Source organism: Niallia taxi (assembly GCF_032818155.1).
Classification (GTDB): domain Bacteria; phylum Bacillota; class Bacilli; order Bacillales; family Cytobacillaceae; genus Niallia; species Niallia taxi_A.
Genome location: NZ_CP102589.1, coordinates 1,213,440 through 1,238,021 on the forward strand (window position 1 = coordinate 1,213,440; position 24,582 = coordinate 1,238,021).

Annotated in this window: 23 protein-coding genes; 21 read left to right on the forward strand and 2 right to left on the reverse strand. The window is 37.7% G+C overall.

The window, feature by feature from the left end:
• Positions 1 to 221: 221 nt before the first annotated feature.
• From NQZ71_RS05860 to yunB, 12 genes are all read left to right on the forward strand, one after another.
• Entirely contained in the window at positions 222 to 506 is a 285-nt protein-coding gene (locus tag NQZ71_RS05860; RefSeq protein WP_317011498.1) for a hypothetical protein, read from the forward strand.
• Positions 507 to 523: 17 nt separating this feature from the next.
• Positions 524 to 1,171, forward strand: a complete 648-nt coding sequence (locus NQZ71_RS05865) for a head maturation protease, ClpP-related (RefSeq protein ID WP_317011499.1) — start codon at positions 524 to 526, stop codon at positions 1,169 to 1,171.
• Between the two features lie 2 nt (positions 1,172 to 1,173).
• Positions 1,174 to 1,737, forward strand: coding sequence for a hypothetical protein (locus NQZ71_RS05870; RefSeq protein WP_317011500.1), 564 nt, complete (start codon positions 1,174 to 1,176; stop codon positions 1,735 to 1,737).
• Between the two features lie 309 nt (positions 1,738 to 2,046).
• The gene (locus tag NQZ71_RS05875) at positions 2,047 to 4,800 is read left to right on the forward strand and encodes a type I restriction endonuclease subunit R (RefSeq protein ID WP_317011501.1); all 2,754 of its coding nucleotides are present in this window, start codon (positions 2,047 to 2,049) and stop codon (positions 4,798 to 4,800) included.
• Positions 4,801 to 4,968: 168 nt separating this feature from the next.
• Positions 4,969 to 5,559, forward strand: coding sequence for a restriction endonuclease subunit S domain-containing protein (locus NQZ71_RS05880; protein WP_317011503.1), 591 nt, complete (start codon positions 4,969 to 4,971; stop codon positions 5,557 to 5,559).
• A gap of 24 nt (positions 5,560 to 5,583) precedes the next feature.
• On the forward strand, positions 5,584 to 7,137 hold the full coding sequence (locus NQZ71_RS05885; RefSeq protein WP_317011504.1) for a type I restriction-modification system subunit M: 1,554 nt from the start codon (positions 5,584 to 5,586) through the stop codon (positions 7,135 to 7,137).
• A 4-nt stretch (positions 7,138 to 7,141) separates the two neighbouring features.
• Complete coding sequence (locus NQZ71_RS05890) at positions 7,142 to 8,359, forward strand: restriction endonuclease subunit S (protein WP_317011505.1); 1,218 nt, start codon at positions 7,142 to 7,144, stop codon at positions 8,357 to 8,359.
• Positions 8,360 to 8,831: 472 nt separating this feature from the next.
• Complete coding sequence (locus tag NQZ71_RS05895; RefSeq protein WP_144453557.1) at positions 8,832 to 9,677, forward strand: DUF72 domain-containing protein; 846 nt, start codon at positions 8,832 to 8,834, stop codon at positions 9,675 to 9,677.
• Positions 9,678 to 9,722: 45 nt separating this feature from the next.
• Positions 9,723 to 11,075, forward strand: coding sequence for a bifunctional metallophosphatase/5'-nucleotidase (locus NQZ71_RS05900; protein ID WP_275009250.1), 1,353 nt, complete (start codon positions 9,723 to 9,725; stop codon positions 11,073 to 11,075).
• An 83-nt stretch (positions 11,076 to 11,158) separates the two neighbouring features.
• Positions 11,159 to 11,461: a YunC family protein gene (locus NQZ71_RS05905; protein ID WP_127738020.1), complete on the forward strand. Its 303-nt coding sequence runs from the start codon at positions 11,159 to 11,161 to the stop codon at positions 11,459 to 11,461.
• A 146-nt stretch (positions 11,462 to 11,607) separates the two neighbouring features.
• Positions 11,608 to 12,693, forward strand: a complete 1,086-nt coding sequence (locus NQZ71_RS05910; RefSeq protein WP_144453553.1) for an HD-GYP domain-containing protein — start codon at positions 11,608 to 11,610, stop codon at positions 12,691 to 12,693.
• A 94-nt stretch (positions 12,694 to 12,787) separates the two neighbouring features.
• Positions 12,788 to 13,534, forward strand: a complete 747-nt coding sequence (yunB, locus tag NQZ71_RS05915) for a sporulation protein YunB (protein WP_144453552.1) — start codon at positions 12,788 to 12,790, stop codon at positions 13,532 to 13,534.
• A 38-nt stretch (positions 13,535 to 13,572) separates the two neighbouring features.
• On the opposite strand, the gene NQZ71_RS05920 is transcribed toward yunB, so the two are convergent.
• On the reverse strand, positions 13,573 to 14,571 hold the full coding sequence (locus tag NQZ71_RS05920) for a M23 family metallopeptidase (RefSeq protein WP_144453550.1): 999 nt from the start codon (positions 14,569 to 14,571) through the stop codon (positions 13,573 to 13,575).
• Between the two features lie 356 nt (positions 14,572 to 14,927).
• Between NQZ71_RS05920 and lipA the strand changes: the two genes are divergently transcribed.
• The 5 genes from lipA to NQZ71_RS05945 all read left to right on the forward strand — a co-directional run bounded on the left by lipA (position 14,928) and on the right by NQZ71_RS05945 (position 19,174).
• The gene (gene lipA / locus NQZ71_RS05925) at positions 14,928 to 15,842 is read left to right on the forward strand and encodes a lipoyl synthase (protein WP_144453548.1); all 915 of its coding nucleotides are present in this window, start codon (positions 14,928 to 14,930) and stop codon (positions 15,840 to 15,842) included.
• Positions 15,843 to 16,150: 308 nt separating this feature from the next.
• The gene (locus NQZ71_RS05930; RefSeq protein ID WP_127738344.1) at positions 16,151 to 16,429 is read left to right on the forward strand and encodes a YutD family protein; all 279 of its coding nucleotides are present in this window, start codon (positions 16,151 to 16,153) and stop codon (positions 16,427 to 16,429) included.
• Between the two features lie 135 nt (positions 16,430 to 16,564).
• Positions 16,565 to 17,890, forward strand: a complete 1,326-nt coding sequence (locus tag NQZ71_RS05935; protein WP_260055233.1) for an EAL domain-containing protein — start codon at positions 16,565 to 16,567, stop codon at positions 17,888 to 17,890.
• Between the two features lie 48 nt (positions 17,891 to 17,938).
• Positions 17,939 to 18,376, forward strand: a complete 438-nt coding sequence (locus tag NQZ71_RS05940) for a DUF86 domain-containing protein (RefSeq protein ID WP_144453546.1) — start codon at positions 17,939 to 17,941, stop codon at positions 18,374 to 18,376.
• Positions 18,377 to 18,406: 30 nt separating this feature from the next.
• Positions 18,407 to 19,174, forward strand: coding sequence for a TIGR01457 family HAD-type hydrolase (locus tag NQZ71_RS05945; protein WP_260055232.1), 768 nt, complete (start codon positions 18,407 to 18,409; stop codon positions 19,172 to 19,174).
• Positions 19,175 to 19,228: 54 nt separating this feature from the next.
• On the opposite strand, the gene NQZ71_RS05950 is transcribed toward NQZ71_RS05945, so the two are convergent.
• On the reverse strand, positions 19,229 to 19,714 hold the full coding sequence (locus NQZ71_RS05950; RefSeq protein WP_127738013.1) for a phosphatidylglycerophosphatase A family protein: 486 nt from the start codon (positions 19,712 to 19,714) through the stop codon (positions 19,229 to 19,231).
• A gap of 273 nt (positions 19,715 to 19,987) precedes the next feature.
• On the opposite strand from NQZ71_RS05950, the gene yutH reads away from it, so the two are divergent.
• The 4 genes from yutH (at position 19,988) to thrB (ending at position 24,532) form a co-directional block, all read left to right on the forward strand.
• On the forward strand, positions 19,988 to 20,992 hold the full coding sequence (yutH, locus tag NQZ71_RS05955; RefSeq protein WP_317011506.1) for a spore coat putative kinase YutH: 1,005 nt from the start codon (positions 19,988 to 19,990) through the stop codon (positions 20,990 to 20,992).
• A gap of 269 nt (positions 20,993 to 21,261) precedes the next feature.
• On the forward strand, positions 21,262 to 22,557 hold the full coding sequence (locus NQZ71_RS05960; RefSeq protein WP_144453541.1) for a homoserine dehydrogenase: 1,296 nt from the start codon (positions 21,262 to 21,264) through the stop codon (positions 22,555 to 22,557).
• Positions 22,557 to 23,618 (forward strand): threonine synthase, encoded by a 1,062-nt coding sequence (thrC, locus tag NQZ71_RS05965; RefSeq protein WP_144453539.1) that lies wholly within the window; start codon positions 22,557 to 22,559, stop codon positions 23,616 to 23,618. Before NQZ71_RS05960 ends, thrC begins: the two co-directional genes overlap by 1 nt.
• Positions 23,615 to 24,532 (forward strand): homoserine kinase, encoded by a 918-nt coding sequence (thrB, locus tag NQZ71_RS05970; protein ID WP_260055230.1) that lies wholly within the window; start codon positions 23,615 to 23,617, stop codon positions 24,530 to 24,532. The genes thrC and thrB overlap by 4 nt, the downstream gene beginning before the upstream one ends.
• Positions 24,533 to 24,582 lie beyond the last annotated feature (50 nt).

Sequence of the window (24,582 nt, forward strand, 5' to 3'; positions counted from 1 at the left end):
AAGGTGGTTTGTGATCACTTTTGTATTCTTCTATTAAATAGGTTCGCATTAAAAGACCAGTTCCATATATCGGCACTGGTCTTTCTGTTTTGGCGGTGATAAAAAATGATCAAGATTTTCTTCAAAGGAGTATTAATAGGATGCCTTAAAGAATAATTGATTAATCCTATTGGAATAATAAAATTAATGATAAACGATAAAAATTAAACGAGGTGTGTTTAATGGATGAACGTGATTTAATTCAAGAAGCGAAACGGGCTTATCATCGAGAATATATGAGAGATTATCGAAAACTGAACCCGGAAAAAGTACAAGGGTATCGTGACAATTGGTTTTTGAAAAGAGCAATGGCAGCAAAGGAGGTAAAGCTGGAGAAGTCAATAGAATCGATGACACCTAAAGAGCAAGCCTTATTTGAATTGGAACAATTGAAGAACCGGCAAATGGAGATAGAGGCGAAAGATGTATTGAACTATCAGCAGCCAACCGTTCCCACATTTTATTGAGGAAAGAGGATAAGTAAATGGCAAAGAAAATAGAGGTTAAAGGAGTTATTGTTAACAATTCTGATTACCCAGTTTATGAGTGGTTGGATATCGAAGCAACTTGTCCGAGATTGATTCATGAACAATTAGCGCAAGCGGATGGTCAGCCTGTGGAAGTGGACATTAACTCGGGTGGCGGAGATGTTTTCGCCGGAAGTGAAATCTATTCGACTTTAAGAGCTTATAGCATGAATGGTGGTTATGTTGGAATAAATATTGTCGGTCTGGCAGCAAGTGCAGCATCGGTTATTGCTATGGCTGGGGACGTGGTACGAATCACTCCTGTGGGACAGATTATGATTCACAACGCCCATATTAATGGTGCAAGCGGTGATTATAGGGAAATGAATCATATGTCAGGTGTATTAAAGAACGTGAATCAAACTCTGGCAAATGCCTACCGATTAAAGACAGGCAAAACAGAAGGGGAGCTACTGAAAATGCTGGATGATGAAACATGGCTTACACCGGAAGTGGCTTTACGACATGGATTTGTTGATGAAATCCTGTTTGACGATCAAGCGCAGCCGAGAACAAGAATAGCCGGTAGAAGTCAGGTAGCTTCTCATCAAACAAAAAAGATGGCAGCACAGTTAAATTTAATGAAACTGAAAGTGGGTATATAACGGTGAAAATTACAAAAGAGCAATTATCAAGTAAAGAACAGAAAAAGCGTGGTTTCCAGTGGTTTCAGAAAGAAGAACCGGCTGAGAAGCCTTATGATGGAAAAGTTAAGGTGCGAGTAACGGAGCAGGAATATAATGCGGTTATCTCTGCGTGCCATATGAAGAATGAGGGATATATGCGATTTGTTCGAAAGGCACTTGAAGGCATTGATAAGGTGGATGAGTTAATTCAACCACAAACAGAAGAAGACCCGAAGGATTGGCTGACGCTTGAGTTTGATAAGGAAGTAAAAGAACCATTGGTTCAAGCTGCTAACAAGGCAAAGATGACGCTGGAGGAATTTGTCCGGGCATTGGTTTGGACAAACGTGAAGCAGACGTTTAAAGCGCAGAAGGAACAAGATGAACGACGTATGGAACAACGGAGGAAAGAAAGCTATCGGACTGTTATGATTAGGCTAGAGCCAAATTTGGTTGAAAGATATGAATCAAAGTTTGGGAGAATAAATAGCATAACAGATATTGAAAACACATTAAAAGATATGTTGCAAAGAGAGCTTGCCTAACTCCCCCCTCCAAAAATAACAAGGGTTCGGTAAGGGTACCGGTGGCGGGAGAAGAATTTTTCTGCGTGGCATAACGTGAGTTTTTTTGGAAAGGTTTTTAAAGAGATGCCGGAATATAAACCGAATTATACGTTTCTTCAATTTTTTAAGCAGCTATGTAAAAAGTGGCTGCTTTTTTAATTTTTCGTACAAGGGAAGGGGGAACTCGGCTAAAAATGGTTAATTAATACAATATTAAAGATAAAAATGAAACTTAAAACATTAATCTTTAGTATAATAAAAAGGTAATGGTATTAAGGAGGTTCCAGTATGGCATACCAACCTGAAGCAGAACTTGAAAAAAACTTACAAAAACAACTCGTAAATCAAGGCTATAAAGCGGTTAAGATTGCTGATTATGATGCACTATTAGCTAATTTTAAGCAGCAGCTTAACTTATTCAATGAACGTAAATTAAATGGACAACCATTATCAGATATAGAATTTAAGAGAATTCTTACTTTAATCGAAGGTAAAAGCATTTACGATTCTGCCAAAATCCTACGTGATAAATTATTAATCGAACGTGAGGATGGCACTCAATTATATGTTGAATTGCTAAATACAAAAGATTGGTGTAAGAACCTTTTTCAGGTTACAACACAAACCACTGTGACTGGTAAGTACACTAATCGTTATGATGTCACTATTCTAATTAACGGCTTACCACTCGTCCAAATAGAATTAAAAAGACGAGGATTAGACTTTAAAGAAGCGTTTAACCAAATACAACGCTATCGTCGTCACACTTTTCCTGGTTTATATCGTTTCCTACAAATCTTTGTAATAAGTAATGGTGTCGATACAAAATATTTTTCAAATTCTGATTATGACATTCAATTTGGTTTTACATTTTTCTGGTCAGATGAAAAAAATGAACTGATTACAAACTTACAAAGTTTCAGTAGTACATTCTTAGAACCATGCCATCTTGCGAAAATGATTAGTCGTTATATGGTCATTAATGATACTGATAAAGCGTTAATGGTTATGCGCCCTTATCAAGTTTATGCAGTTGAAGCACTTGTGAAGCGTGCAACCGAAACTAAAAACAACGGCTACGTCTGGCATACAACTGGTTCTGGTAAGACATTGACTTCCTTTAAAGCTGGTCAAATTCTATCAGATGAAGAAAGTATTAAAAAGGTGTTCTTCCTTGTCGACCGCCAAGACTTGGACAGCCAAACGATAGCAGAGTTCAACAAGTTTCAAAAGGGAGCGGTTGACCGCACTGACAAAACCGAAATCCTTATTGAACAAATACAAAATCCAATGAAACGATTCATTGTGACAACGATTCAGAAAATGAACAATGCTATCAAAAATCCAAAGTACGTTAAGATAATGGAACCATACAAACAAGAGAAAGTAGTTTTCATAATTGATGAATGTCATCGTAGCCAATTTGGTGATATGCGAAAAGAAATCGATCATCACTTCCAGAATGCTCAATATTTTGGGTTTACCGGAACACCACGTTTTATCGAGAATAAAAGTCAAGATGGACGTACAACTGCTGACCTATTTGATAAATGCTTGCATTATTATCTTATTAAAGATGCGATCCGTGATGGGAACGTACTAGGTTTTTCAGTAGAATACGTTCGTACTTTTAACGCTAATATTGATGAAACAGATGCTACAAAAGTACAAGCGATTGATACAGATGAAGTGTGGCATGATGAACGACGTTTAAACTTAGTAGCTGACCATATAATTGATAATCATCAACGACGTTCTAAAAGCAAAGGCTATTGTGCTATGTTTGCAGTTGATTCAATTCCTACGTTAATTAAGTATTACGATATTTTTAAATCTAAGAATCATGATTTAAAGTTTGCTGGGATTTTTTCATATGGGCAAAACGAGGAAAGCGATGGTACAGGTGAACATTCTCGTGAAGCGTTAGACCGCATGATTTCAGATTATAACCAAATGTACGACACAGACTTCTCGACAGAAACATGGGATCGTTATTTTTCAGATGTATCAAAAAAAGTAAAAAATGCTCAAATAGATATTTTACTTGTAGTAAAGATGTTCTTAACTGGATTTGATAGCAAGCCACTCAATACTCTCTATGTAGATAAGAACATGGTATATCATGATTTGTTGCAAGCATATAGCCGTACAAATCGTGTAGAGAAATCGACTAAACCATATGGAAATATCGTTTGCTATCGAAATTTAAAAGAAAAAACAGATGAAGCAATTAAGTTATTCTCTAGAACAGACAACGTTGATACCGTTCTAATGGGTAGCTACGATGAATATTTAAAAGCCTTCAAGGAAGCAGTCAAAAATTTACGAGATATTGCTGTCATTCCTGAAGAAGTAGACGAGCTAGAAAGAGAGGAAGATAAGCGGCAATTTATCATTGCATTCAAAAATGTGACGAAATTTCTTCAACGTTTGCAATCATTTTCTGATTTTGAATTTGATGAAACAGAACTAACAATTTCACAGCAATCATATGAAGACTTCAAGAGCAAATACTTCAAGGTATATGAAGATTTTAAGCGAAACGAAGTGCCCAAAGAATCGATCTTACATGACATCGACTTTGAGTTGGAGCTAATGCATACAGACAAAATTAATGTTAGTTATATCTTGAATCTAATAGCGAGTCTTAACACCGAAAACGAAAAAGAACGTGACAAAGAAATTAGATTTATCAAACAAGAATTAGACCATGCCTCAGATCCAAAGTTACGTCTGAAAATTGAATTGATAAAAGGGTTCTTAGATAAGGTCGCACCAACGTTGGCTCCTAATGAATCTGTAATGGATGCTTACAATCGTTACGAAGAAGAAATGAGTGAGCAAGAACTCTCAACATTTGCGAAACAAGTAAATATTGAAGACAGTGTATTACGTGAACAAGTATCAGCATATGAGTATTCCAGTCTAATTGAAAAAAATGAGATTATGGATAATTTATCAGGATCGTTTTTGAAAAAGAATAAAGCAATCAAAGCGATTACTTCTTTCATTCGTGACTTTACCGAAAAATACGGTGCGTAATTACCACATTACCCATTTAATAAAAGAGAGGGCGCTAAATTAGCGCTCTCTCTTGTTATTTTAAAAAATATCAAAAAATAAATGGGAAAACATTGATATTTTTTAAAATATCATATATATTTAATACAACGGATATGATATTTTAAAAAATATCAAAGGAGGAGTGTTGTGAAACTTAATCAAATTGCACATTTTACTCAGGGCGCATTTACAAATCGTTTAGAAACATTTTCTTCTAATGTGGAAACGTCAAAAGTCAAACCACTTTCATTAAAAGAATTTAATGAAACACTAGGCTTAGCTTACCGAATTTCATATGAAAAAAATGCAGAAATTACTGTACCTAAAGAAAAATTGGTACCACAACTGCTAACTGACACATTCAGCCTTATTCTACACACGCATACGCAAAAAGTTGCTCTGTTACCTGAGAAATATAGCGGTTTATTATTAACAAATAACTTTATAAAAATCCAATTAACAAGTGATGTAGATGCAGCTTTCTTTGAATGGTACTTTAATGAACATCCATACATTCAAAAGCAATTGTCTGTATTAAGTGAAGGAACAGTCATTTCATTGTTGAAACTATCTTATTTAAGGGATTTAGAAATTGATTTACCACCTTTTCAAAAGCAAATCATTATTGGAAAAATCGCACAGCTAAAAAAGAGAAAACAATTATTGATGGCTGAAAAAAGTGAATTACAACAGCTATATATTCAACAGAAACTAATTCAAAGTATTAACGTGAATTAAAATTATCTAAGGAGGAATTTTATTATGACAACAAGTGAAAAGCAACGACAACAACAAGCTGAATTACATAAAAAATTATGGACGATGGCAAATGATTTACGTGGTCAAATGGATGCCAGCGAGTTCAAGGACTATATTTTAGGTTTAATTTTCTATCGTTACTTATCTGAAAAAGTAGAAGCACGTGCAAAAAAATTACTAAAAGACGATAACATATCTTATTTTGAAGCATGGGAAAACGAAGAGTACCGCGAGGACTTAGCAGAGTATCTTATAGAAGAGTTAGGTTATGTAGTAGAACCTCAATTCCTGTTCTCGCGTTTCCTTGAGGAAATAGAAAAAGGGGCAAATGGCAGTTTTGATGTAGAGATGTTACAAAACGGTGTTAAAGCAATTGAATCATCTACTTTAGGTACTGAAAGCCAAGAGGATTTCCAAAATCTTTTCGACGATATGGATTTAACTTCCTCGCGATTAGGACGTACAGTTAAGGATCGTACAAGTCTAATCAGTAAAGTAATTGTAAACATTGCAAATATTCCATTCCTACAAGATGATGTGGAAATTGATGTTTTAGGTGATGCATACGAATACATGATATCGCAATTTGCAGCAAACGCAGGAAAGAAAGCTGGCGAGTTCTATACACCACAACAAGTATCCAAAATCTTAGCGAAAATTGTAACTGCTGGAAAATCAGAAATTCGTGATGTGTATGACGGAGCTTGTGGTTCTGGTTCGTTACTACTTCGTGTAGGTAAAGAAGCGAAAGTTCACAAATATTATGGACAAGAAAAAGTATCAACAACGTACAACTTAGCACGTATGAATATGTTACTACATGATGTTCCATACCAACGGTTTGATATTCAAAACGCAGATACATTAGAAGAACCGTACCATATCGACCAACGCTTTGAAGCTATTGTAGTCAATCCTCCATACTCAGCAAAATGGAGTGCAGATGATAAATTCAAAGAGGATGAACGCTTTAGTGCCTATGCAAAATTAGCGCCAAAATCAAAAGCAGACTTTGCTTTCATTCAACATTTTATTCATCAATTAGATGATAACGGTACAATGGCAATTGTGTTACCACACGGTGTCCTTTTCCGTAGTGCAGCAGAAGCAGCAATCCGTAAGTATATTATAGAAGAAAAAAATTACTTGGATGCTGTTATTGGCTTACCAGCAAACATTTTCTACGGAACTAGCATTCCAACGTGCGTCCTTGTATTCAAAAAATGTCGTAAGCATGATGACAATGTATTATTCATTGATGCGTCCAATGAATATGAGAAAGGGAAGAACCAAAATCATTTATCAGATGAACACGTTGAAAAAATCATCACTACATTCTTCGGTCGTGAAACAATTGATAAGTATTCATACGCAGCAACATTGGAGGAAATTAAAGAGAATGACTACAACCTAAATATTCCTCGTTACGTGGATACTTTTGAAGAAGAAGAGCCGATTGATTTACAAGCTGTAGCTCAACGTCTGAAAAAAATTGACGAAGAAATCGCAGAAGTCGATCAGGAATTAGAAAAGTACTTTGAAGAGTTAGGGGTGTAAGGTAATGAATACACCTAAGTTAAGATTTAAAGGATTTACAGATAGTTGGCAAACAAAAAAAATAAAAGATATTGCTACTGTAAATCAAGGTTTACAGATCCCTATAAGCGAACGATTTTATGAAAATAGTGAAAATAGATTTTTTTATATTACAAATGAATTTCTAAAACCAAACTCAAAAGTTAAATATTTTATTGAAAATCCACCAAAATCCGTATTATGTAATACAGAAGATGTACTTATGACAAGAACAGGGAATACAGGTCATGTTGTTTCGAATGTTTCAGGTGCTTTTCATAATAACTTCTTTAAAATAAATTATAATAAGTCTCTAATTTCTCGAGATTTTTTAACGAATTATCTAAGATTAAAAAAGACTCAACATACTATCATGACGTATGCTGGACAGTCTACTATCCCTGACTTAAACCATAGTGATTTTTATAAAATTAAAATTTCTTACCCTAATCTAAAGGAACAAGAAAAGATAGGATTGTTTGCTAATGAAATAGAACGAAAAATCAAACTTCAGCAAGAAAAAATTGAATTGCTGAAAGATCAGAAAAAAGGATATATGCAGAGAATTTTTAGTCAGGAATTGCGATTTAAAGATGAGAATGGACAATCTTATAGTGAATGGAAAGAATATAAGTTGAAAAGCATTGGCTCTACTTTTACAGGGTTATCTGGAAAAACAAAAGAAGATTTTGGATACGGTAATCACTCATTTATTACTTACAAAAATGTATTTAATAATTTATTCGCTTCAAAAGATGGACTTGAAAAGGTGAATGTATTAGAAAATGAAAATCAAGCATTTGTCCAAAAAGGAGATATACTATTAACCACTTCTTCAGAGACACCTCTCGAAGTTGGTATGGCTTCTATTTGGAATCATTCAATGGAAAAAGTTCATTTAAACAGTTTTTGTTTTGGATATAGGTTAAATAAGAATGAAAATATTCTAGCAGAATTCATTGCCATTTCTTTAAGAAGTGATTATATGAGGAAAAAAATTGTCTTATTAGCACAAGGATCAACAAGATTTAATATGTCAAAAACAGAGTTAATGTTACAAACTATTATGATACCTTGTGTAGAAGAACAACTTAAAATTGTTAATTTTTATAAGTCTATGGATCAAAAATTAAATCTTGCAATACAACAGCTAGAGAGTTTGAACAGTCAGAAACAAGCCTTCATGCAACAGATGTTCATTTAATGAATACAGCACCATCCACATATATAGTGGAGTGGTGCTGTATTTATTTTTGGATAAAATCCTACTCCTTAAACAGTGAGTTCTAATGATTTACCCATCCTGTATGTTAAATAAATTAAATTTCCGTGCCAAGTCCGTGCCAAGTTGAAATTACAATCCATTTTAAACCATTTGAATAAATGGCTTTATATCAAAGGTTTGGGCGACCTTTTTAAAAATCATTTCATGCCTTTTTAGGCAAAATTAATTAAGTTCGAAATGGAAGGCTCTATCGGTTAATGTCAAAAAAATTCGTATCTAATATAGATACGAATTTTTTTTATAAAAGATTAAGTTCCTCCTGACGGTTATGTTAAGATATTGATATTGAATATATTAAAAAGGTATTATCAAAAAAACAAAACGGCTAATAGGCCAATAGGTCTAGGAAGTTTTGCCGTTTTCGTCCATAATGTTATATAGAGGTGGTCATTTGATTCATATAGGCTTAACTGGTTGGGGAGATCATGATAGTTTATATGGTTCCCATGTTTCTTCGCGAAATAAGCTGCAGGAATATGCAAGCTACTTCCCAGCGGTTGAAGTGGACTCCTCTTTTTATGCAATACAACCAGTAAAGAATGCGGAAAGATGGACAGGAACTACGCCAGATTCCTTCCAATTTGTCGTTAAGGCATATCAGGGGATGACAGGCCATCAAAGAGGAGAGCTTCCATTCGCAACACAGGAAGAAATGTTTGATGCATTCCTAGAATCTATCTCACCATATGAAGCAGCAAATAAGTTAAGTATGGTGCTTTTTCAGTTTCCTCCATGGTTTGATTGTACGAGAGCAAATGTGGATTATCTTAGGGAATGTAAGGCTAAGATGAAGGATATTCCTTGTGCCTTGGAATTTCGACATCAATCATGGTTTAACAATCAATTTAAGGAAAAAACACTTTCATTTATGAAAGAAGAAAACTGGATTCACAGTATTTGTGATGAGCCACAGGCAATGCCTGGCTCAATTCCAGCGATTTTGGAGCCTGTTCAAAAGGATAAGGTTCTTATCCGGTTTCATGGCAGAAATTATTATGGATGGACACAAAAAAACAATCCAAACTGGAGAGAGGTTCGTTATCTTTACAGATATAATCAGAAGGAATTGGAGGATTGGGCAGAGAATATTAAACGTTTGCACGAACAGTGTAAAAATGTCTATGTTCTATTCAACAATAATTCTGGAGGAGACGCTGCAGATAATGCGCTGCAGTTAATGAAGATTTTAGGCATCGAATACGAAAATCTTGCTCCAAGACAATTGGGTTTGTTTTAGCAATTTTGTGATCAAGAATCAATATACGACAGGCAGGCGAAATAAATGGAAAACATCCATATATATCATACTAATGATTTGCACAGTCATTTTGAAAACTGGCCTAGAATTACAGAGCTTTTCAGAAATAGAAAACAATGGCATACAGATGCAGGCGATGCGGTCTTCTTGTTTGATATTGGTGACCATTTGGATTTATCACATCCATATACGGAGGCTACACAGGGAAGAGGCAATGCATCTTTATTAGAGACAGAGCAGTTCGATGCGGTCACAATAGGTAATAATGAGGGCATTACACTTCCCTTTGATGCGCTTGACCATTTATATGATCATGCAACCTATGATGTCATTGTCGCAAATCTTTTTTATGCCAATGGAGCAAGGCCAGATTGGTGCATTCCTCATAAAATATATGTTACTGATCAAGGTACACGGATTGGTGTCATCGGTTTAACTGCCTATTTCCATACATTATATGAACTGCTTGGCTGGAAGCTGTCTGTTCCTTTTCAAGCATTAAGAGAACAGCTCGCCCTGCTGCAAGGCAAAACAGACATCATTGTCGTATTGTCACATTTAGGTATCAATGACGACGAGCAGATGGCTGAAAACTTTCCAGAGGTTGATATTATTTTGGGGGCACACACCCACCATATTCTGCATCAAGGCAAGCTAATTAAAAACAGTTTGCTAGCTGCTGCAGGGAAATACGGCCAATACGCCGGACATATTGAAATACAATACGACCCAGCGACAAAAAAGGTGTTGGATAAAAGGGCCGAAGTGTATGATACAAATAAACTTCCTTTAGCAAATAAGGAAGAGGAATACATTGAAAATCTATATTTGGAAGGAAAAAAAGCACTTTCTGAGGAAGTACTCTCTCTAAATAAGCCACTTCCTAAACAAGAAATTGCACAACTATTATGTGATGCTGTTCTTACATGGTGCAATGCAGACGTATCTATTCTTAATGAAGGCTTAATCCTTGATGATTTGAACAAAGGATCGGTAAGCTTTTATGACTTATTAAGTATTTGCCCACATCCGATTAATCCTTGCACGGTTATATTGACAGGGGCAGAGCTAAAGGAAGTCCTTACAGATATGAAGCGTGATTCATGGGAGACACTTCCAGTGAAGGGTCTCGGATTTCGCGGAACATTAATGGGTAAAATGATTTCTAAAGGAGTTCAAACCGAAGTGGAAGGCCAGATTACATCCTATCGGATAAATGGCCAAAAACTTGATCCTAAAACAAGATACACGGTGGCTATCCCTGATATGTTTACATTCGGTGATTTTTTTCCTTCCATATACCGTGCAACAGAAAAACAGTATTTTCTGCCTGAATTTATGAGAAATATATTGGCAGAAGCCTTAAAAAGGACTTGATAGGTTTCAAAAATTATCTATCTGCCAATACACGCCTTTATCCTTACTGAATAGTATATAGGGAAAAGAGAGGGGTGATTGTCATGGTAGAAGTATATCCTATTGTGATTGAGGAGCAGACATTTATCGCTGTAAGCGTTCAGTTGCCCAAAACAAATCTGCTTGTTGTTAAGAATGATAAAGGATATATAATGTGTGGAGCGTTGGATGTAGGATTATTAAATGAAAAGTTGAAAGATCGAAAAGTGATTGCTGGGAGAGCTGTTGGAGTGAAGACAATCGAACAGCTGCTGGAAGCCCCACTAGAATCAGTAACTTATGAAGCTGAAAATCTCGGCATTCATAAAGGGATAATCGGTAAAGACGCTTTATTAAAGATGGTGTAACGTTTTCTGCAGCAAGTCTTGGCCAAGTGTGAGGCTGAAAAAGGATGGGAAGAGCCTTTCCCTCCTTTTTATGATGCTAAGTAATAACGCACATATAAAATATTTGTCACTTTTTTAAATCATGTTGAATTAGGAGCTAGTATGGAATGAAATTAGTTGGAACAAAATACCTTGCAGAAGGAGCAATATTAGCTAAACCGATACATAATGAGCGGGGCAATATTCTCGTTAACAGTGGCGTAAAGCTTGATAAGCAGCTAATACAGCGTTTGCTGCAACTTGGTATTGCCTATTTATACATAGAAGATAAATTGACAGACGACATTTTCCCTGTTTCCGTCATCTCTGATAAGTTGAAGAGAGAAGCAATGAAAACAATCGAAGCAAGCTTCCAGGAGATTAAGAATTCTAAAAGCACAGACAGATCCTTTATTATGGAAAAATCAGCACCTGCCTTTAAAGCGTTGATTGAAAAAGTTCTCGAGGAGCTTAAAGGGCATCAGGAGCTATTTTCTATAATGAGCGATGTATTTCTTTATGATAATTATATTTTCTCGCATAGTTTGAATGTTACCCTTTATTCCTTAGCATTAGGTTTAGAATTGAAGCTGCCTAGAAAACAGCTGGAGGACCTTGGACTTGGAGCAATCCTGCATGATGTTGGTAAGATGGATATTCCCTTGGAGATTCTGCTAAAACCGGGGAAATTAACTTTTGAAGAATTTACTGAGATAAAAAAGCATGCAAATGCAGGCTTTGATATATTGCGCAAGGTCCATAATATGCCTTTAATTGTGGCACATTGTGCTTATCAGCATCATGAAAGAATAAATGGATCTGGTTACCCAAGAGGAATTAACGGGGAGGAAATTCATCTTTTCGGCAGGATAATCGCCGTTGCAGATGTTTTTGATGCCATTACCTCTAATCGTGTATATAGGCAGGCCATGCTCCCGCATGAGGCCCTTGAGATTCTTTATACAGGGATAGATACACTTTTTGATGCGAAAATTGTCGAAGCATTTCGAAATGCAATCATTCTTTATCCTAACGGTGTGAGTGTGGTATTAAGCAGTGGTGAAAAAGGCATTGTTTCAAAACAAAATAAAGGCTTCAATGAACGTCCAGTTGTCCGTATTATGGAAAGGGACGGAGAAAAAATAGAGCCTTATGACCTTGATCTTAAGGAAAGCCTTGCCATCATGATTGTTGAATGTGAAGCAATCGGCTAGTTGAATAGATATAGTCAAATCATAACAAATAGGATTAGCCTTCTACATGTCCCTCTTTCAGCATATACATTAGCTTGGAAGGAGGGATATTTTTTTGCGGAAATTTTATTTTCGGCAAAGGATGCCAAAGAAAAAACCGTTGACTTTTCAGCAGGTTCTTTTGATTACAGCTGTGTTTTTTATCTTATCCACCATATTGAGTTTTTGGATCATCAATAATGGCTTAAAGCCAACACTTTCCTATTACGCACAATCACAAACAAAAAAACTGGCAACATTAGTTATTAATGATGCACTTAAGGATGAGAAGGAAGAGGAAGATAATAATCTAATGATAGATGGCAATAATTTTGTATTTAATACGGCACAGGTTGTAAAAAAACAGCAGGAAATTACCAGCTTAGTACAAGAAAACATCACTAGAATGGAAAAGGGAGAAATACCTGCTGGAGCCGAGTTGTCAGATATTGAATTAGATAAGAACTTGACGGCACAGGGGAAGGGTATTGTGTATAATGTTCCAATTGGCCAAGCAACAAATAATGCTTTGCTTGGAAATCTCGGTCCAGATGTTCCTATAAAATTTAATGTTGTAGGCAGTGTTAAATCAGATTTAAAGACAGAGATGGAAAATGTGGGCATCAATTATGTCGTGGTAAAAGCATTTGTGGAAATAAAAGTGGACATACAAATTATTATTCCCTTTGCTACAAAGCTTACGACTGTCAAACAGGATATACTTATAGCAATGGCAGGGTTTGAGGGAGATGTACCTGAGTTTTATAATGGGAGCGGCAGCAGCAGTGTTCCTGCGCTGCAATTACCGACAGACAATAAATAATGATATTGCTCACCCCAAAGCTGGGATGAGCAATATCATTATTTTTTTGATTTCAACCTAATTCTTTCCTGTCTTTCCCACAGCTTCAAATGAGAGTATGGATCATATGACCATTCTGTAAAGCCATTATCTTTATACATTCCATAATGTAAATGCGGCGGGAATTTACCGGAAGTTCCTGGAGGACCATAGCCTGAGGAGCCAACTCCACCAATTAGCATTCCGGGTTCAACAATCATCCCATTATGCACATCCTTTGCAAAACCGTTTAAATGAGCAAAATAATGATAGTTATTATTTATGTCCCGAATGCCAATTCTCCATCCGCCATATCTATTCCAGCCCTTCATTTCGATAATTCCATAGGAGGTGGCTCTTACTGGAACACTGTAATCGGCAAAGATATCAGTTCCTTCATGAATTCGTTTGCCTCCCCAGCCTCTGGCATCTCCCCATGTGCTTCGATAGCTGTGATTGCTCCGCAGAGGAACAGGAAATGCATGCTCATCAAGATTAAGACGGCCGAAATGCCTGTATATGGCAGCTTTACCCATAATGATACTTACTGTCTTATCTCGCTTATAGTAATCCCAAAGCCCAATCCGGAAATTATCTTCATCCACACCATACCGCAAGATATAGTTGGCAAAGGTAAAAAGCACATCCTCATCACTTAAAGAGTCGGCTTTTCCATCACCATTTCCATCGACCCCGAATCCTCCAAAAAAAGCGATGCTTTTTGGATCTGTATCATCTTTGTCTGGATTTATGATGCCAGCCCATTTTTCTTTAGGGAAGTAAATTCCTGTTAAGCCAGCCGCTTTAGGAAGGTCCTTTCGTGAAGATCGTATATTCCGTTCATATTGGTCAACTGCAGCAATATAGTACCATGGAAGTTGTGTTACTGCCTCGATCTTTTCATATAATTCCATCCTTTTGTAATATGTATCATCTGCAGAGGATTTACCTTCCGCAGCATGAGATACAATATTAGGTGCTAAGAATGCAAACAGGACGGCTAATAATATTTTTCGCATCAATATCCCTCCTTCCTAAAAGCTAGTCGTTATATTTTGTGTGAATTAACAAAATAAATGAATATCAATAAATGGTAATAACAAAACTACAGCTTGTAGCAGTGTTTTGGTTATGTTAAAGTGACATTGGAACAAATACTAGGCTATATTTTGTGTTATAAGATACATCTAAACCATTGAGGCAGGTGTTGTAGTATAGCCCTTTTTAAGTTCTAAGCGGTGTTATAAATTTCAAATATGAAAAGCATCCTGCCCTACATACAGTTTCTTTTTTTCAAGGCAATAAGCAATTGGAAAATGGCAAAAGAAGATTTGAGGAAATGAGTTTCATTATGAATCCAGGAGATGAATTGTAAATGGCAGAAAGAAAAGATGAATACCAACGCAAACCTGAATGGCTGAAAATTAAACTTAACACGAACGAAAACTACACTGGCCTAAAAAAAATGATGAGAGAAAAAAAGCTGCATACAGTGTGTGAGGAAGCAAGATGTCCAAATATTCACGAATGCTGGGCTGTCAGAAGAACAGCTACTTTCATGATATTAGGTGATACTTGTACAAGAGCTTGCCGCTTCTGTGCAGTTAAGACTGGCTTGCCGACAGAACTAGATTGGCAAGAGCCGGAACGAGTGGCAGACTCAGTTGTTACGATGAACTTAAAGCATGTGGTTATCACAGCTGTTGCCAGAGATGATTTAAAGGATGGCGGTGCCGCTGTATTTGCTGAAACAGTTAGGGCAATCCGCAGAAAAAATCCATTTACTAGCATTGAGGTTCTTCCATCCGATATGGGTGGAGTGGAAGAAAACTTACGTGAATTAATGGATGCAAAGCCTGATATTTTAAACCATAATATTGAAACAGTAGAGCGTTTGACGCCAAGAGTGCGTGCGCGCGCTAAATATGACAGATCTCTGGAATTTTTGAGAAGAGCAAAAGAAATGTATCCAGAGATTCCGACTAAATCAAGCTTGATGATAGGTTTAGGGGAAACAAAAGAAGAAATTATTCAAACGATGGATGACTTAAGAGCTAACAATGTTGACATTATGACTATAGGGCAATACTTACAGCCAACTGCTAAGCATCTTAAAGTACAAAAGTATTATCATCCAGATGAATTTAAAGAATTTAAGAAAATTGCGTTAAGCAAAGGCTTCAGTCATTGTGAAGCTGGTCCGCTTGTTCGCTCATCCTACCATGCGGATGAACAGGTAAGTGAAGCGAAGAAGAACCAAATGCTTGGATCGCAGAAAAAAGAAGCGTAATAAACGATAGAGAGTAAACAAGGTTGACTGCATTGCAGCCTGGTTTACTCTCTATTTTATTTACTTAATAATCAAGTTGTTTTTCATTCGGCAGAAACCCTTCATCCGTTATTTAGTAAATAATTATTTCAGTTTTTGCTTTTCAGCACTATGTAAATTATCTGTTATAAGGTTATAATGAAATGGTGAGAGATAGTACCAATTGGGTGTTGGTCTCAGGGTCTAAATAGGACTTATTTAGGAGTACATATAATAGACATACAAGTATACATATGATGAAAGAAGTTTTGAAAAGTGGGGTGAAGGTTTTGGTTTGCATAAATAATCACTGTTATGAACTCATTGAAGAGCGAAAGGAAGGCTTTAATGAGGAGGCATTTAAAGGCAGATTCAGCGATATTCTAACAAAGTACGACTATATTGTCGGGGATTGGGGCTACGGACAGCTCAGACTTAGAGGGTTCTTCGATGACCAAAATCAGAAATCCAGCTTTGATACGAAAATTAGTACGTTGACGGAATATTTATATGAATATTGCAATTTTGGTTGCCCGTATTTTGTCGTTAAGAAAATAAAAAAACATTGATACGAGAAGAGTGCTGATGGACTTAGCACCGCTTCTTAATACAGATGGGAAACGCTTTCCAGTTGAAGTGGCGAGTATTAGCCTATGGGAAGCCGTTTTTACTTTGTCTTTTTGCTATTACTTACAGGTTGCTGTATGAGAGGAAATGAAGCAATGGTCCATGTTTATGTTAAAAAAATAAAAAGCTTGAAGAGCTGGGGGAAAATCATTTTTCCTGCCAGTAAATTAAAATATTATCCTCCGCAATTCATATTGCGGGATCCTGTGCAGCAAAACGTGAAGGCTTCCTTTCAGAAAGGTAATGAAGTCGCAGTAATTGTCTTTTCCATTAAAAACATGGCCATCATGAAAAGGGGGATGGACACGACAGTCCTGAAAGATGTCTGGAAGGAAATGAAAAAGACGTTTCAATCTGTTGTCACACAAGAGCTGCCTGCAGAACAAATTGTTGCAGTCCGCGATTACCATCAAGATGGAATTGCCCTATTTTTAAGCATTGATCACAAGATGGATTATATCCCGAATATGGACTCAACCATCCAGTTGATATTGGAAAAGCTGAAGGAAGAAGAAAAGCATAACCAGCTATTAATAAGACCGATATTAAGTACAGGCTATATGTTTATTGACAAACAGGTAGATATATTACCGGATGCTATTTATCTTGCCTACCAACAGGCGTTGGCTATGGCCCAAAAAGGTTTTAAATCTGAATTCAATGAAATGACGATTGCTTTAGGTAAAATCGTAGCAAATAAGGATATTCGTTTATTGGCACAGCCGATAATGGATGTAGAGACAAATGCAGTTAAAGCATGTGAAATGCTGACACGAGGTCCGCTCGGCACTTCGCTGGAAAACCCGCTGCAATTATTCTCTGTTGCGAGGCAGACGAATCATCTTTATGACTTGGAAATGATTGTGCTTCAAAAGACGCTGGAACAAATTAAATTGACAACATGGAAGTATGATATTTTTATTAACTTTACACCGTTGACAATAGGCAACCAGCATTTTGTAAAAGACTTAAAGAAACTCATGAACAAATATAAAGGCATCTCCCCAAGCAAAATCACAATCGAAGTGACAGAACGGGATTCGATTGAAGGGCTGGAATACTTTATTTCTAACTTGAAGCTTTTGCGTCAAATAGGATTTCGAGTGGCAGTAGATGATACAGGTGCAGGGTATGCAAGCTTAAATTCCATCAGTGAAATTATGCCTGATATTATTAAAATAGACCGTTCTGTTATTCAGAATATTGATAAAAACTCTGTAAAGGAGTCTATGCTTAAAGGCTTGCTGCTCATCGCAAAAGAGGTAGGCTCTGTAGTTGTGGCAGAGGGGATTGAAAGCGCGGAAGAGGCGCTTGTCCTATCAAGAAACAAGGTGGATTTAGCGCAAGGATATTTTTATGCACGGCCGACAAGCTTAAGTAATAACCTGCAAACACTAGCTTAAAGTTATTTGTATATGCATATACAAAGGAACTAATGAGGAGGCATTCAAATGTATTTTGTGGATCGTGATAAGATCGGGCAGCAATTGGAATATCTGCAGCAATTAGTTCAGCTTTTTAAAGAGAAGGAAGCTTTTGATAGTCCTCTGGAAAAACTGGGACTGGAAAGACTTGCACATATGATGATTGAAGCAATGCTTGATGTTGGTAACAGTATGATTGATGGGTTTATTATGAGAGATCCGGGTAGCTATGATGATATTATGGATATACTTACAGATGAAAGGGTGCTTACTCCTACAGATGCGAGTTCGATAAAAGAGCTGCTTGTTTTAAGGAAAACACTTGTGCATGATTATACGAGCATTCACCATGATTGGTTGAAGGAGGCTGTAGCAAAAGAGCTTCCTGCTGTTGAATCATTTTCCACGTCTGTAAAAAAGTACTTAATTGATGAGCTTGGCCCTGTCACTGCCTTCAAAAATTAAAGCCGCATATGCTAGAAAGGACTTTATTTGATGAAAAACTATAAAGGTTACTTAATTGATCTTGATGGAACGATGTATAAAGGCACAGAGGTCATTGAAGAGGCTGCTGCTTTTGTCAAACGCTTGATCAAGCTTGAGATCCCTTATTTATATGTAACGAATAATTCAACAAAAACACCAGAGCAGGTTGCTCAAAAGCTGCGAGATTTTGATATCCCCGCAAAAAAGGAAGAAGTATTCACCTCCGCGATGGCTGCAGCTGGATATATATATGAACAAAACCAAGCCGCAAGTGTTTATATGATTGGGGAAGAGGGCTTGCGTTATGCTCTTCATGAAAAAGGTATACATATAATCGCTGATAGTGAGGGTGCTGATTTTGTAGTTGCAGGCATGGACCAGCAAATCACTTATGAAAAGCTGGCACAGGCATGTCTAGCAGTCCGGTCAGGAGCAAAATACATTATTACAAATGGCGATACAGCACTGCCGACCGAAAGAGGGCTTCTTCCTGGGAATGGGGCACTTACTTCTGTTATTACTGTATCTACCCAGACTACGCCTCTAAATATGGGGAAACCGGAAGCAACTATTGTGGAGCAGGCACTGAAGCTGCTTGGAATAGGGAAAGAAGATGCCATTATGGTAGGCGATAATTATCATACAGATATAATGGCTGGGTTAAATGCCGGTATAGATACATTGCTAGTTCACTCTGGTGTAACAACTTTAGACCATTTAGCGACATACGAGAAAAAACCGACGTATTCTGTTAATAGTCTGTCAGAGTGGGAATAGAAAAACACAAAAGGAAGGGATGCGTGCATTGCATCCCTTCCTTTTGTGTTTCGTTTATTTTTCACCTCTGACACTGTGTGCCAGTCTGCTTGATGCCGCAGCAGCAATAGCACCAACAATATCATCTAAAAATGTATGGCAGCTGCCTGATGATTTATCATTAAGCTTTTTTAGTATACCTGGTTTTAATTTGTCTACATATCCATAATTAGTAAAGCCAATGGAGCCATAAACATTCACAATGGAAAAGCTAAGGACTTCATCAACACCATACAGACTTTCATCACTTTCAATAATGCCTTGGAGTGGTGCTTCGAGCATTTTCTTTTCTGCAAGCACATCTAGCTGAATCCCTGTTAGCAGAGCATTTTGAACCTCTCTTTTTGACAATACTCGCTCAACATTATGAATACACTCTGACATTTCTAAATCCTCATGGTATTTTTCCTGCAATAAGTAGACCAGTTCTGCAATATCTTCTATTGTAACTCCACGTTCATGTAGCCATTTTCTAGCTGTTTTTTCTGTAGTATCTGACATATTATCACCTTTTCTTTCTCGTATTCACTATGTATACACAGTGTGGTTTTTATCATGCCAGTAGTGGCTTACGCTAATTTTTAGGCAGGCTGTGATAATTGCTGTATATCCTTTAGTATATGTAGGACTTCTATAAAGGTATGTGTGATTTTAAAATGAAAATTTTTTTAAGTGATGGTCTTTGTTAAATAAAAATACAAGATTGTCAGCTACTGACATATATTTTCATATAGGCTCATTGTTGATGGGGCATTTACGCGAAGGAGGGATAGAATGATTCGGAAAATCTTATACAGCCATTATGGTGTAGAGGTAACAGATGAAATGAGGTTTGGACATTATGAAGCATGCAAAAAGGATGATAATTTATACACTTTAATACCAGTGGATAATAAAGAGGAAGAAGAAATTCAAGAGCTGCAGGAGCTTGTGCACCATATGACAAGCTTAGGCGATCATCGTGTAAGCAAATTTTTAGAATCAAAGGAAGGGAATATAAGGGAGGAAGTGGATGGGCAGGCATACTGTGTTTTGCTGAATGAACACCTCCAGCCATTACAGTCAAAGCAATTGGGCAGAAAGCTTGGGAAATTCCATTATAGAGGCAGGTCCGTCCAGTTTGGAGTCCAGAAAATTTCCAGAATGGGACAGTGGAAAGGGATGTGGGAGAAGCGAATCGATCAAATGGAAACGTATTGGAACACAAAGATGTATCAGGAGCCCGAAAGCGAATTCGATAAGCTTTTTCTTGAAGCATTTCCTTACTACATGGGGATTGCTGAAAATGCGATTCAATATCTTGTTGATACAGAGCTTGATGACGAAACCTCACCGATAGACAGTGGAACTGTTTGTCATAATCGATTTATGAAGTCCACTTGGAATGGCGAATACTATGTGAAGAATCCTTTTGATTGGGTTTTCGACCATTGTGGCAGGGATTTAGCAGAATGGACAAGAGAACGTTATTTTATCAATATAAAGACATACCACCGTGATGTCAGGAGTTTTTTTACTGATTATCAAAGTGTTACACCATTGAGCTCCTTTTCCTGGAGGCTCATTTATGCAAGGCTGCTGTTTCCCCTTCATTTCGTGGAATGCGTGGAAAATTATTATTCCAGTTCCAGCGAGGCAGAAAGGCATTTCTTGGAGGATCAATTCAAGAAGTATTTGAACCAATCAAAGGATGCTGAGGAATTTCTGCGAGTCTTCTATGAAATGGTTGAAGCACCTGTGAAGAAGACAAAAATCCCCACATTAGGCTGGCTTTATTGAGCGAGGCAGTGCCGCATCAAATGTCAGCAACTTCCCGGCAATACTAATTCCCCATGAATGATGCCGGGAATCCTTTCCAAAATAGTTGCCCTTTTTCTAGTGAATTACTTTATAATAGAAAAAACAGTAAAATGACAAAAGTAAGAGTTGAATAAATTTTCAAAGAATATACAATTCACCTCTTGTAAAAAAACAGAACAAACACTATAATGTCTACTATACGAAGACAGTTGTATGTTTATGGAGAACACCTTAGGGGGAATGGCAAAGTGGAGACAATATCAATAGGACTGCTTGGATTGGGCACTGTAGGTACAGGTGTTGTGAAAATTATTGAGAACCATCAAGATAAAATCATGCACCAGATTGGCTGTCCGGTAAAAGTAAAAAAGATACTTGTGAAAAATATAGATAAAGACCGGGATGTTTCAATTGCAACTGACATGTTAACAACAAATCCAGATGAAATTTTGAATGATCCAGAAATAGATGTAATTATCGAAGTAATGGGCGGTGTCGAAGAGACGAAGGAAAAATTACTTCACGCTCTAAAAAACCGCAAACACGTTGTTACAGCCAACAAGGATTTAATGGCCGTCCACGGTGCGAAGCTTTTACAGGTAGCTTCAGATAATAACTGTGACCTTTTCTACGAGGCAAGCGTTGCAGGTGGAATTCCTATCATTAGAGGACTTGTCGATGGACTTGCATCAGATCACATTACAAAAATGATGGGTATTGTGAATGGCACAACGAATTTCATTCTTACAAAAATGACCAAGCAGGGCAAAGCATATGAAGAGGTATTAGAAGAGGCGCAAAGGCTTGGGTTTGCGGAAAGCGATCCGACATCAGATGTAGAAGGTTTAGATGCAGCACGCAAAATGACGATATTGGCAACATTAGGATTTTCCATGAATATCAGCCTTGAGGATGTAAAGGTAGAAGGTATTACAAAGGTGACAGAGGAAGATATCCAATATGGTAAACAGCTTGGATATACGATGAAGCTAATTGGTTTTGCCCATCGACAGGATGAAAAGGTGGAAGTTAGCGTACAGCCAGCCTTCTTAATTGACAGCCATCCACTGGCAGCAGTCAATAATGAATTTAATGCTGTATATGTTTATGGAGAGGCAGTTGGTGAAACGATGTTTTACGGACCGGGCGCGGGCAGTATGCCAACAGCTACAGCTGTCGTTTCTGACTTGGTTAATGTTCTTAAGAACATGAGACTTGGTGTTAATGGAAAAACTGCAACTTCACCGCAGTTTAAGAAAAACTTGAAGAAACCAGACGAAATGTACTCCAAATACTTCCTTCGTCTGCAAGTAGAAGATGCAGTTGGCGTATTTGCTGAAATTACATCCATATTTTCTGAAAATGGCGTTAGTTTTGAGAAGATATTGCAATTGCCTGTTAAGGAAAAGGGCATGGCAGAAATAGTTTTAATTACACATCACGCATCCTTGTTAAATTATGAAAATATATTAATTCAATTAAGAGACTTATCATCTGTCCGAACAGTAAAAAGCTCTTACCGTGTAGAAGGGGGAACTAAGTAATGAGATGGAATGGCCTGCTTGAAGAATATAAAGAATATTTACCAGTAAACGAAAATACACCAAAATTGACATTAAATGAGGGAAATACGCCTTTAATAAAGCTAGAACACCTGTCTCAAGAATGGGGAGTAGAGCTGTATGTAAAAACAGAGGGAACGAATCCAACTGGCTCCTTTAAGGACAGAGGAATGGTTATGGCTGTCGCAAAGGCGAAGGAGGAAGGCAATTCCACTGTTATTTGTGCGTCTACAGGTAACACATCCGCTGCCGCAGCTGCATATGCAACACGTGCAGGGATGCGCTGTATCGTTGTCATTCCGGAAGGGAAAATCGCGATGGGTAAATTAGCGCAAGCTGTTATGTATGGTGCAGAGATCATTTCTATAGAAGGGAACTTTGACCAGGCGTTGCAGATGGTGCGCAAAATAAGTGAAACAGAGCCTGTTGCTCTTGTGAATTCTGTTAATCCATACAGACTGGAAGGCCAAAAGACAGCTGCATTTGAGGTATGTGACCAACTTGGCGGTGCGCCTGATATTTTGGCAATCCCAGTTGGAAATGCCGGTAATATCAGCGCATACTGGAAAGGCTTTAAGGAATATAATGAAGTAAAACAAACAGGACTTCCAAAAATCCATGGATTTGAAGCAGCTGGCGCAGCAGCGATTGTTCATAACCGCGTGTTTGAAAATCCGGAAACAATTGCAACAGCTATTCGTATCGGAAACCCTGCAAGCTGGAAGCTGGCTGTACAAGCCCAGCAGGAATCAGAAGGCATTATTGATGAAGTGACAGATGAAGAAATTATTGCAGCATATCGCTTGATTGCCGCGAAGGAAGGTGTGTTTGCAGAACCTGGTTCATGTGCATCGATCGCAGGAGTTTACAAGCATCTGCAAAGCGGAAAAATCGCTAAAGGAAGTAAGATAGTAGCAGTATTGACAGGTAATGGCTTAAAAGATCCAAATACAGCAATTGATGTAAGTCCGCTTAAGCCGGTCGTTCTTCCAAATGATGAAAAAGCCGTTGCCGCTCATATTAAGGGAGTCGTTCATATATGATGGAGAGCGAAATGCTCCAAATTAAGGTTCCGGCAAGCACAGCAAATCTAGGACCGGGATTTGACAGCATTGGTTTGTCTTTAAGCCTTTATTTGGAGTTGCAAGCTTCTCCTGCAGAAAAATGGGAGGTTATTCCCCTTTCAGAAGAGCTGAAGGCATTTCCTGCAGACGAAAGCAACTTCATCATTGCTACAGCCTTACAAGTGGCAAAGCAATACAACAAGGAATTGCCGCCATGCAGAGTAACAGTTGCGAGTGAGATTCCTTTGGCAAGAGGGCTTGGTTCCAGTGCATCAGCAATTGTCGCAGCAATCGAACTTGCAGATGCATTAGGTGAGCTCTGTTTAACTAAAGAGGAGAAATTCATTATTGCCACTAATATGGAGGGCCATCCAGATAATGTTGGAGCAAGTATTTTCGGCGGACTTGTAGTCGGCTGTCAGCTTGGTGAGGAAGCAGATGTTGAGGTAATCCATTCTGTGGAACTGGAACTGCTGGCGATTGTTCCTAATGAAGAGCTTCTTACAAAAGCAGCAAGGAATGTTCTGCCAGCAGCGATGCCTTTTTCTGAAGCAGTTGCAGCAGGGGCAGTTTCAAACCTGCTTGTTGCTGCCTTGCTGACAGGTAACGATAAGCTTGCAGGAAAGATGATGTCTCTTGATAAATACCATCAGCCGTACCGAAAGCAGCTTGTGCCACACTTGGAGCTGATTGAAAAAGAGGCTCCTCCTTTAGGGGCTTATGGTGTCGCTTTAAGCGGAGCAGGCCCGACAGTTCTTTGTTTCATTGAAAAGGGAAAAACGGAGGCAGTAAAAGCTGGATTGCAGAAGCTTCTCCCAGGCATGAGCCTTCTTCCTGTTGAGATGGACAAGGAAGGTGCAGTTGTGAAAGGAAAATCCTATACGAGTATATAAAAAGGGCAGCCGAGATGGCTGCCCTTTATATTTCTTAGCTGTTAATGTAA